The organism is Mesorhizobium sp. M7A.F.Ca.CA.003.01.2.1 (assembly GCF_003998945.1).
GTDB lineage: Bacteria > Pseudomonadota > Alphaproteobacteria > Rhizobiales > Rhizobiaceae > Mesorhizobium > Mesorhizobium ciceri.
Genome location: NZ_RZRA01000081.1, coordinates 1 through 9,603, shown reverse-complemented (window position 1 = coordinate 9,603; position 9,603 = coordinate 1). Strand labels below are relative to the sequence as shown.

The 9,603-nt window shown below is 63.4% G+C and carries 8 protein-coding genes; all 8 read left to right on the top strand.

The window, feature by feature from the left end; genetic code table 11:
- Nucleotides 1–1,061, top strand: a 1,061-nt coding sequence (locus EN969_RS05855) for an iron-containing alcohol dehydrogenase (RefSeq protein WP_127419020.1), incomplete at its 5' end; no start/stop codon positions are given.
- Nucleotides 1,062–1,077: 16 nt separating this feature from the next.
- Complete coding sequence (locus EN969_RS05850; protein WP_063167481.1) at nt 1,078–2,559, top strand: NAD-dependent succinate-semialdehyde dehydrogenase; 1,482 nt, start codon at nt 1,078–1,080, stop codon at nt 2,557–2,559.
- Nucleotides 2,560–2,569: 10 nt separating this feature from the next.
- Complete coding sequence (locus tag EN969_RS05845; protein WP_024502416.1) at nt 2,570–3,394, top strand: alpha/beta hydrolase; 825 nt, start codon at nt 2,570–2,572, stop codon at nt 3,392–3,394.
- A 393-nt stretch (nt 3,395–3,787) separates the two neighbouring features.
- A complete protein-coding gene (locus tag EN969_RS05840) occupies nt 3,788–4,741 on the top strand; it encodes an ABC transporter permease (protein WP_032809776.1) in 954 nt (317 codons plus the stop codon).
- A gap of 33 nt (nt 4,742–4,774) precedes the next feature.
- Complete coding sequence (locus tag EN969_RS05835; RefSeq protein WP_063167480.1) at nt 4,775–5,791, top strand: sugar ABC transporter substrate-binding protein; 1,017 nt, start codon at nt 4,775–4,777, stop codon at nt 5,789–5,791.
- 12 nt (nt 5,792–5,803) lie between these two features.
- On the top strand, nt 5,804–7,921 hold the full coding sequence (locus EN969_RS05830; protein WP_063167479.1) for an SMP-30/gluconolactonase/LRE family protein: 2,118 nt from the start codon (nt 5,804–5,806) through the stop codon (nt 7,919–7,921).
- Complete coding sequence (locus EN969_RS05825; RefSeq protein ID WP_063167478.1) at nt 7,918–9,012, top strand: hypothetical protein; 1,095 nt, start codon at nt 7,918–7,920, stop codon at nt 9,010–9,012. Before EN969_RS05830 ends, EN969_RS05825 begins: the two co-directional genes overlap by 4 nt.
- 3 nt (nt 9,013–9,015) lie before the next feature.
- The coding region (locus tag EN969_RS05820; protein WP_164758155.1) for an ATP-binding cassette domain-containing protein at nt 9,016–9,603 on the top strand (588 nt) is incomplete at its 3' end.

Below are 9,603 nucleotides of genomic sequence, written 5' to 3'. Positions count from 1 at the left end.
AGTCAGCCTCGATCGAGGTCCTGGTGCATGATCGTGTTCTGCCCGACGTGCCACGCGATACGGTCGGCATCTGCGTCGAGGAAGCGAAGGGGTTCGGGCCGGATATGGTGATCGGCATCGGCGGCGGCAGCTGTCTCGATTTCGCCAAATGCGCCACCCTGCTGCTCAGCCATGGCGGCAAGCTCCAGGACTATTACGGGGAGTTCAAGGTGCCGGGTCAGACACTGCCGCTGATCGCCGTACCCACCACGGCCGGCACCGGCTCCGAGGTGACGCCGGTCGCGGTGATTTCCGACCCGGACCGGACGCTCAAGGTCGGCATATCGAGCCCTCACCTTATCGCCGCGGTCGCTCTGTGCGATCCCGAGCTGACAATGACCTGTCCGCCTGGCCTGACCGCGATCGCCGGCGCCGACGCTTTGACCCATGCGATTGAGGCCTTCACCGCCATGCGGCGCGGTGAAGATCCCAATCTGCCGCAACAGCATGTCTTCATCGGCAAGACTGCGCTGACAGACCATTTCGCGTTGCTCGCGATAAAGCTGCTTGGCCGGAGTCTGGAGAAAGCCTGCAGCGACGGCACGGATGCCGACGCGCGTGCCGATGTCATGATGGGCGCTCTGGCGGCGGGCTGCGCGTTCGGCACCGCCGGCACGGCGGCGGCGCATGCCGTGCAATACCCGGCAGGCGCCCTCACCCACACCGCCCATGGTTTGGGCGTGGCCACAATGATGCCTTACGTGATGACCTATAACAGCCGCGTCGCCGCTCACGAGATGGCAGAGATCGGCGCGGCACTTGGCTGGGAGGCAAAGGCGCGAACCGCCGACGCGATGGCAGCCGCCACGATCGAGGAGATCAGGCGATTGTTCGCGGCGATCGGTATTACGCCAACATTGGCGGATCTGGGCCTCCCTGCCGATAAGCTTGAGTGGACCGCCGAGCAAGCGCTCGGCATCGACCGCCTGATCAAGAACAATCCGCGTGCGTTCGATCTCGGCACGATGCGACGCCTCGTCCAGGCTGCCCATGACGGCGACCTCGCCGCCTGCGTTATGTGAGAAACGGAACAAAGCGATGAATTTGAACACTCAGCAACTCGACCAGGATGGCTATGACGTGCGCGGTTTTTCGCACGGACTCTACATCGACGGCACTTGGCGGTCGTCCTCCGACGGTCGGCTCATCGATGTCGTCGATCCCTCCTCCGGGGCGGTGATCGCGGCGGTTCCCGATGCGACGGTCGAGGACGCCACCGCCGCCGTCGAGGCGGCGGCCAAAGCAGCTAGGAGATGGCGGGAAACTGCGCCGCGCAAACGCTCGGAAATCCTTCGGCGCTGTTTCGAACTGATGGTCGAACGCTCCGAAACGCTCGCCATGCTGATCTCGCTGGAGAACGGCAAGGCGCTGCGCGACGCGCGCGGCGAAGTGGCTTATGCCGCCGAGTTCTTCCGCTGGAATGCCGAAGAGGCGGTCCGGATCACCGGTGAATTCGGCACCGCGCCATCCGGCACCAACCGGATCGTGGTCGATTATGAGCCGATCGGAATTTGCGTGCTGATCACACCGTGGAATTTTCCGGCCGCGATGGCGACCCGCAAGATCGCGCCGGCGCTGGCGGCAGGCTGCACTGTCGTCCTGAAGCCGGCCAGCGAAACACCACTGACGGCCTATGCGCTGGCGGCACTCTACAGCGAAGCCGGCGTGCCTGCCGGCGTCGTCAACGTGCTGACCACGACCAGTCCCGGGCCGCTGACTTCGGCCATGCTTGCCGATCCGCGGGTCAGGAAGCTGTCCTTCACGGGGTCGACGGGTGTCGGCCGAACCTTGCTCGGCGAGGCTTCAAAGCATGTCATTTCGTGTTCTATGGAACTCGGCGGCAATGCCCCGTTTGTCGTCTTCGACGATGCCGATCTCGACGCCGCCCTCGATGGCGCGATGATCGCCAAGATGCGCAACGCCGGCGAAGCCTGCACCGCCGCCAATCGCCTCTATGTGCAATCGGGAATCTATGATGCTTTTGCCGACGGGCTCCGCAAGCGCATGGCGGCACTTAAGGTGGGGGCGGGCCCGAATGCCGACACCGAGTGCGGGCCGATGATCACCAGAAAGGCTGTCGACAAGATCGATCGCCTGGTCAAGGACGCGGTGGGCCGGGGAGCCAAGGTGCTTTGCGGCGGGGCGATTTCGGAGGAAGAAGGATTCTTCTATCCGCCAACAGTGCTGTCCGAGGTGCCGCCGGATGCGGAGATGGCGCACGAGGAGATTTTCGGCCCGGTGGCACCTATCACACGCTTCGACACCGAGGCCCAGGCCATCGCCCATGCTAACAACACGGAATATGGCCTGGCCGCTTATATATACACACGCGATGTTGGGCGCGGCATGCGGGTGGCGTCGGGGATCGAGGCCGGCATGATCGGCCTCAACCGGGGACTGATGTCGGATCCGGCCGCACCATTCGGAGGCGTCAAGCAGAGCGGCCTTGGCCGCGAAGGCGGCCAGCACCACGGCATCGCCGAGTTCATGGAGGCTAAATATATTGCCGTCACCTTCTGAACCGGCAGTCATGTCAAAGGACCCTTTCCGCACGCGCGACCATGTGGCCGATTTTGACGATATCGTGGCCGACATAGTGACTCGCAGCGCCGAAACCCGGGCGACCCTGCCGATATCGGCGGGTATCGCCTATGGCGAGGGCGAGGCCGAAAGGTTGGACCTGTTCTTTCCGCCCGGTGTGCGCAGGGATCTTCCCGTGCACATCTTCATCCATGGTGGCTACTGGCGCATGTTCTCCAGAAGCGACTATTCTTATGTAGCGAACACAGTCACCAAAGCTGGGGCGATCGCGGTCATCGTCGATTATGCGCTGATGCCCGAATTCAGGATGGCGGCAATCGTCGACCAGATCCGGCGTGCCAAACAATGGGTGCTGGACAATATAGCCGCCCATGGCGGCGACCCTGCCCGGCTAAGCGTAAGTGGTCATTCGGCGGGTGCGCACCTGGCCACATTCCTGTTCGAAAAGGCGCCAATGCCGTCGCGCATACGTGCGGCGCTGCTGCTAGGCGGCCTTTACGACCTCAAGCCCCTTCAGACCTCCTTCCTCCAGCCGTTAATCGGCATCACCGATGAGGAGGCAGCTGCCTTCACCCCAATGACGCGGTGGCATGACCCGGAGACGGCAGCGACCATTCTCGTCGGAGATCAGGAAACGTCACCTTTTCACCAGCAGGCCGCCGACTTCGGAAAGCGCTTGCGCGCGCAGGGGCACCCTGTCAGCGACCTCCGCCTGAATGACCGAAACCACATGAACAGCGTGCGTGATCTGGGCATCAGCGGCACACAAGCTGGCGATTGCCTGATGGCGATGATCGATGGAAACGGCCTGTAGGACGGAAACCCAGGGAGAGCAGGGCCCGCTTGTGCCTTACTTGACATTCCCGTCACTCAGGAAAGTACCGTCACGGGGATCGCGGCACGCTGCCGGCATCGGGCTGAGCTTTGCGACAGGTGAAATCCGGCAGAGCACACAACCGACGATTCCTCATCCTCTTTTTCCACACTGACGAACTGCACAGCGCATCAGAAAATCGAAATTGCCCCTGCCGCCCTGAGCCGCGATGGTCTTTACGCAAGCAGCCGGCTTAGGGCTGTGGAGGAACGTCGTCGCGGCAAAGCCCTGGGGCAAGGCCGCTTTGGCACGCCGCTGGTTCAAACCGGCAGCGAGGGAGGAATTGACTTGGCTGGTTCGGGCAAATCCGACACCGCGCGCTTGGGCATCAAAATGTCCCAGGAACTCGTCGTCGGCGCGATCTCGGCCGTCCTCTTCCTGGTGTTCTCGGCGACGCTCAACAATTTCCTGAGCCAAGGCAACATCCTTGCCATTCTCAAGAATGTCTCGATCCTGGGCACGCTGGCCGTCGGCATGGGGCTCATCGTCGTTGGGCGCGGCATCGACCTGACCATGGTGGCGGTGATGGTCGTCGGCGTCGCCTTCAGTATTTGGATCTCCACCTGGGGCGTCGACTTCACGCTGGCCGTCGTCTTCGGGGCCATCCTGGTCGCGGCCATCGGCCTGTTCACCGGCGTCATGGTGGCGGTGGCCGAAATTCCGCCGATCTTCGCCACCCTTGCCATCGCGTCCTCGGTCTACGGCTCTGGCCGCATCGTCTTTGCGTCCGACGTGCTCTATGCCCCCTCCGATATCGGCTGGCTGAAATTCGTCGGCAACGGAACCATCCTCGGCATCCCGATGTCGGTGATCATCTTCGCGGCGGTGGCCGCGCTCATGGGCTTTTTCCTGAGGAAGACCCGCTTCGGCCGGCTGGTCTATGCTACTGGCGACAACCCGAACGCGGCCCGCACGACCGGGCTGCCGACGCGCCCGATCATCGTGACGCAATATGTCATCAGCGCCCTCATTGCCTATATCGCCGGCATCATCATGCTGGGGCTGGTCACCGGCATCGACACGCGCCTCTACAATTCCAGCCTGATCTATGACGTGCTGCTGGTGGTCGTGCTGGGCGGCATCGGCCTCTCCGGTGGCCAGGGCGGCGTACGCAACGTCATCGTCGGCACCATCCTGGTCGGCATCCTGACCAACGGCATGACGATCCTGAACTTCAGCTACACCAGCCAGAACCTGATCAAGAGCGTGATCCTGCTGGGCGCGCTGGCGATCGACGCCATCATCAATCCGCGCGACGAGCAGACCTCGCAAAGCGGCGACATCTGAACAAGAACCGAGACATAAATCTGGGAGGATACCATGAAGTTGTTCAAGAACTGCCTGCTCGCGGGCATGACAGCGCTGGCGCTGCTGGGCGCGGCGAAAATCGCCACGGCGCAGGAAACCGATCAGGTCGGCCGCTCTACCTATCTCGAGGCGCTCAAGGGCAAGAAGGTCATCTTCGTGCCAATCTCGCAGGGCATGGACCTCAACCAGGCCTGGGTGGTGGTGTGGCAGCGTCACGCCGCTCGCTACGGCTTCAGCCTCGAAGTGCGCGATCCCTCCGGCGACACCAATGCCGGCATTCGCGCCATGCAGGGCGCCATCGCCGAGAAGCCGGACCTGATCATCGTGCAGAACCCCGACGTCCAGACCTACGCACGCCTGTTGAAACAGGCGCAGGCGGCCGGCATCAAGGTGCTGCAAGTCAACATGCAGTCGGCCACCCAGACGGACAGTTATGTCGGCAACGACTGGATCGAAATGGGCCGTCTCGAAATGGGCGAACTGGCCAAGCACTGCACCGGGCCCAATGCCGTCTCGCACAAGGTGGTCTGGCTCGCCGGCGTCCAGACGGGTGCCGCCAACATCTACATGCGCACCGGCATCGACGAGGTGCTGAAGGCCAATCCCGAGCTGCAGCTCGTCTCCGACCAGCCGGCCGATTACATGAGCGAAGAGGCCCGCCAGATCACCGAGACGGTCCTCCAGCAGCATCCGGACCTGTGCGGCATCATGGGCATCTGGGATAATGCTGAGGTCGGCGCCGGTGCCGCCGTCGTGGCCGCCGGCAAGCAGGACCAGGTGACGATCGTCACCAATGGCGCGGGCAGCGCCACGGGCTGCGAGAGCATCAAGAACGGGCTGCTCGACGTGATCTTCAACTTTAATGCCCCGATCCAGGCCGAGATCGCAGCACAACAGATTTCCGAGCTGCTGCAGCAGCCCGGCCGGCAGGCGGGCAGCGAGAAGACCATCTTCTTCGGCCCGATCACCCGCGTCGACAAGGCCAATGCGACCGGCAGGAATTGCTGGAAGCTGGACGAGCTCAAGTAACGGACTTCCTTGATGAGCATGGCTGAAAGCCTTGTGCGCTGGCGCTACCGCCTGCTCCCCGACCACGTGGTCGGGGAGATCCTGACCAAGAAGTGGATCGACAGCGTCATCCCCTTCACGGCGCTGGTGATTTTGTGCGCGATCTTCGGCTCGATCGTGCCGGGCTTCTTCGATCTGGCGACGCTGACCAATCTCAGCGGCCAGACCGCCGAGCTTGGCCTTGTGGTGCTCGGCATGACCATCGTCATGGTGTCAGGCGGCATCGATCTGTCTGTCGGGTCGACCTTCGCGCTCGCCGTGCTGGTCACGCTCTATGGGATGAATGTCGAGCAGTGGAGCTTTGGTACCGGCCTGTTGGCGTGCCTGGGCCTCGGCGTCGTCTGCGGCGCCATCAACGGCTTCCTGGTTGGCTTTCTGCGCATGCGGGCGTTTCTCACCACGCTGGTGACGCTCATCATCTACCGCTCGACCTTCGACATCGTCTTTCCCCAGGTCTCGACCCGGATCGTCACCAGCGGTCCGGACTCGCCAGCCTATGATTTTCTTGGTTTCGGTACGATCTGGGGCGTGCCGACGTCCTTTGTGGTGTTCGTCGTCATCGCGCTGATCATCCATCTCGTGCTGTCGCGCGCCCGCTATGGCTGGCGGCTGTTCGCGGTCGGCGGCGCGCGCCGCTCTGCCTACAATGCCGGCATCAATGTGCGCTTCATCTTGTTCAGCGCCTATGTCTTGTGCTCGGTACTGGTGGCGCTCTCCGGCTTCTTCTTCTCGGCCCGCATCGGCAGTGCCGCTTCCGACATCGGCACCGGTCTCGAACTGCAGGTGTTGACCGCGACCGTGCTCGGCGGCATCTCGCTAGGCGGCGGGCGCGGCTCGGTCGCCAAGGCGCTGATGGGCACCGTCTTCGTGCTTGTCCTGTCGAACAGTCTGCTTGCGCTGGCCGTGCCCGGCCCGGTCAATTTCCTGATCCTCGGCATCGTGCTGCTTTTGTCGGTGCTTCTCGACGTTCGCTGGGTGAAGAACCGCCACAAGATCCTGCGCAGCGTCTACATCTCGCCAACCTTCGCCAAGATGCCGCAGGCGATCTCGACCGCGCCCGGCGCGCCAATGGCGGTGAATGACCGGTTGAAGGACGTCGGCGTCATCGGCCTCGGCGTTCTCGATGGCGCGGAGGATGTGATCTTCGACCGGCAGGACCGTCTCTACACCGGCAGCCGCCAGGGCGAGATCCTGCGCTTCCAGCCGCCCCATTACACCGATAGCGAAGTGTTCGCACATATTGGCGGCTCGCCGCTCGGCATGGCTTTCGACCGCGACGACAACCTCGTCATCTGCGTCGCTGGCATGGGCCTCTATCAGGTCTCGCCGGCCGGCGACGTAAAGCTGCTGACCGCCGAAACCAACCGCTCACTGACCTCGGTGGTCGACGACTCGACCATGAAGCTCGCCGACGACTGCGACATCCTGCCGGACGGCCGTATCGTCTTCTCGGAAGCGACAGTGCGCTTCGAAATGCATGACTGGTATGCCGACGCGCTGGAAAGCCGCGGCAACGGACGCATCATCGTCCATGATCCCAAATCCGGTTCGACACGCACACTGCTGTCGAACCTCGTCTTCCCCAATGGCATCTGCACGGCCTTCGACGGCCAGTCGGTGCTGTTCGCCGAAAGCTGGGCCTGCCGCATCAGCCGCTACTATTTCGATGGCCCGAAGAAAGGCCAGGTCGAGCGCGTCATCGAGGGCTTGCCCGGCTATCCCGACAACATCAACCGCGCCTCCGACGGTACCTACTGGCTGGCCCTGATGGGCATGCGCACGCCGGCCTTGGATCTCTCGCTTGAAATGCCGAGCTTCCGCCGTCGCATGGCGCGGCGCGTATCGGAAGACGCGTGGCTGATGCCCAATCTCAACACCGGCTGCGTGCTGCGCTTCGACGAGAACGGCCAGATCCTCGAAAGCCTGTGGGACCAGGCCGGCGAGAAGCATCCGATGATCACCTCGATGCGCGAGCACAAGGGCATCCTCTATCTCTGCGGCATCTTCAACAACCGCATGGGCACCTTGCCCTTGAAAGGCGTCGATCCCGACTGGTTCAGCTCGGATTCCTACTGGGGCAAAAAGCCATGAGCGGTTTGAGCCAGCTTCTTGACCGCTTTCTCGGCCGTGGCGAGTGGGCAGTGACCGTGCCGACGCTCGACGGGCCGTTGCTGCCCAACCAAGGACTGGAGGAAGCCGAGCCGTTCGCCGGCCTCGCCGAGGCCGACAATCTCGTACGCACCGAAAAGGGCATTCTGGCAAGCAGCGCCAACCGGCTGATGCGCTTTAGCGCCGACGGCCATGCCGAAACCTTGCAGGAATTTCCGGGCGAGATCACCGCACTCGCCCATGCCCGCGGCATGACCGCGATGGCCATCGACGGCAAGGGCGTCGTCGTCCACGGCGGCCTGCATGACGGGCGCGAGGCGACGGGTGAGGAGGCTCGGCGCCTCTCCTGCATCACCGCTCTCACCTTCCTCGACAGCAACACCTTGCTGGTGGCCAACGGTTCGGCCTCAGTGCCGGCGAGCAGTTGGCGTCGCGACCTGATGCAGAAGAGCGTGTCCGGTTCGGTCTGGCGGCTCGATCTAAAAAACGGCCGGCTGGAGCTTGTCAGGGACGGCTTGGCCTGGCCGGCCGGCATCGCCACCACCGGCTCCAACCGCATCTACGTTTCGGAGGCCTGGCGCCACCGCGTGCTGGCGATCGACCTTGCCACCACGGCGACGCTGCCCGTGCTGGAGCATCTGCCGGCCTACCCCGCCCGCATCGCCCCGGCCTTCAACGCCGGCTATTGGCTGACCTTCTATTCCGTGCGCAACCAACTGGTGGAGTTCATCCTGCGCGAGGAGACCTACCGCACCCGCATGCTGGCGGAAGTCCCGGAGGCCTACTGGATGGCGCCGTCGCTCGGCTCATGGCGCGACTATCGCGAGCCCATGCAAGGCAGCCAGTTGAAGCAGATGAACGTGCTGAAGCCATACGCGGTGACAAGGTCCTACGGGCTGGTGGTTCTTTGCGACGAGAACATGAAGCCGCTGTCGAGTTTCCATTCGCGCGCAGACGGCAAGGTGCACGGGACGCTGAGCGCCTGCGAGCTGGGCGATGATCTGCTGGTCGCCTCGCGCGGCGGATCGAGGATCGTGCGCGTGGCGAGCGCCGCCAGCGGCAAGCGAGGCTAAGCGATGTCGGACGCCAACATCATTGAACTCAGGAATGCCGCCAAGGCATTCGCGCGCATTCCGGCCTTCAAGAATGTCAATTTCGACCTGCGCAAAGGAGAAATCCACGCGCTGCTCGGCGAAAACGGCGCCGGCAAGTCGACGCTGACCAAGGTCATGGCCGGTGTCTTCAAGCTGACCGAGGGCAAGATGACCTTCGACGGCAAGGATGTGTCCTTCGCCACGCCCGCCGAAGCGCTGCGCGCCGGCATCGCCATGGTGTTCCAGGAAACCAACCTGGTGCCGGCCATGACCGTGGCGCAGAATCTCTATCTCGGCGAAGAGAAGATGTTCAACCGGTTGCGCGGCCTCTACATTCAGGCGCGGCAGTTCCTCGCCGGCATGGGCTTCCAGGTCGACCCGTCCGCGCAGGTCAGCACGCTGGGCGCGGCGCACAAGCAGATGGTGGAGATCGCGCGCGCCGTCCACCACAAGGCCCGCGTCATCATCTTCGACGAGCCGACCGCGACGCTGACGCCTGAAGAGAAGAGCCACTTCTTCAAACTTTTGCAGCGGCTGGTGAAGGAGGGCATCGCCGTCATCTTCATCACC

Excerpts from the sequence above, each read along its gene's own strand:
- EN969_RS05850 (WP_063167481.1), top strand. The coding sequence starts at position 1,078 with ATGAATTTGAACACTCAGCAACTCGACCAGGATGGCTATGACGTGCGC.
- EN969_RS05845 (WP_024502416.1), top strand. The coding sequence starts at position 2,570 with ATGTCAAAGGACCCTTTCCGCACGCGCGACCATGTGGCCGATTTTGAC.
- EN969_RS05840 (WP_032809776.1), top strand. The coding sequence starts at position 3,788 with ATGTCCCAGGAACTCGTCGTCGGCGCGATCTCGGCCGTCCTCTTCCTG.
- EN969_RS05835 (WP_063167480.1), top strand. The coding sequence starts at position 4,775 with ATGAAGTTGTTCAAGAACTGCCTGCTCGCGGGCATGACAGCGCTGGCG.
- EN969_RS05830 (WP_063167479.1), top strand. The coding sequence starts at position 5,804 with ATGAGCATGGCTGAAAGCCTTGTGCGCTGGCGCTACCGCCTGCTCCCC.
- EN969_RS05825 (WP_063167478.1), top strand. The coding sequence starts at position 7,918 with ATGAGCGGTTTGAGCCAGCTTCTTGACCGCTTTCTCGGCCGTGGCGAG.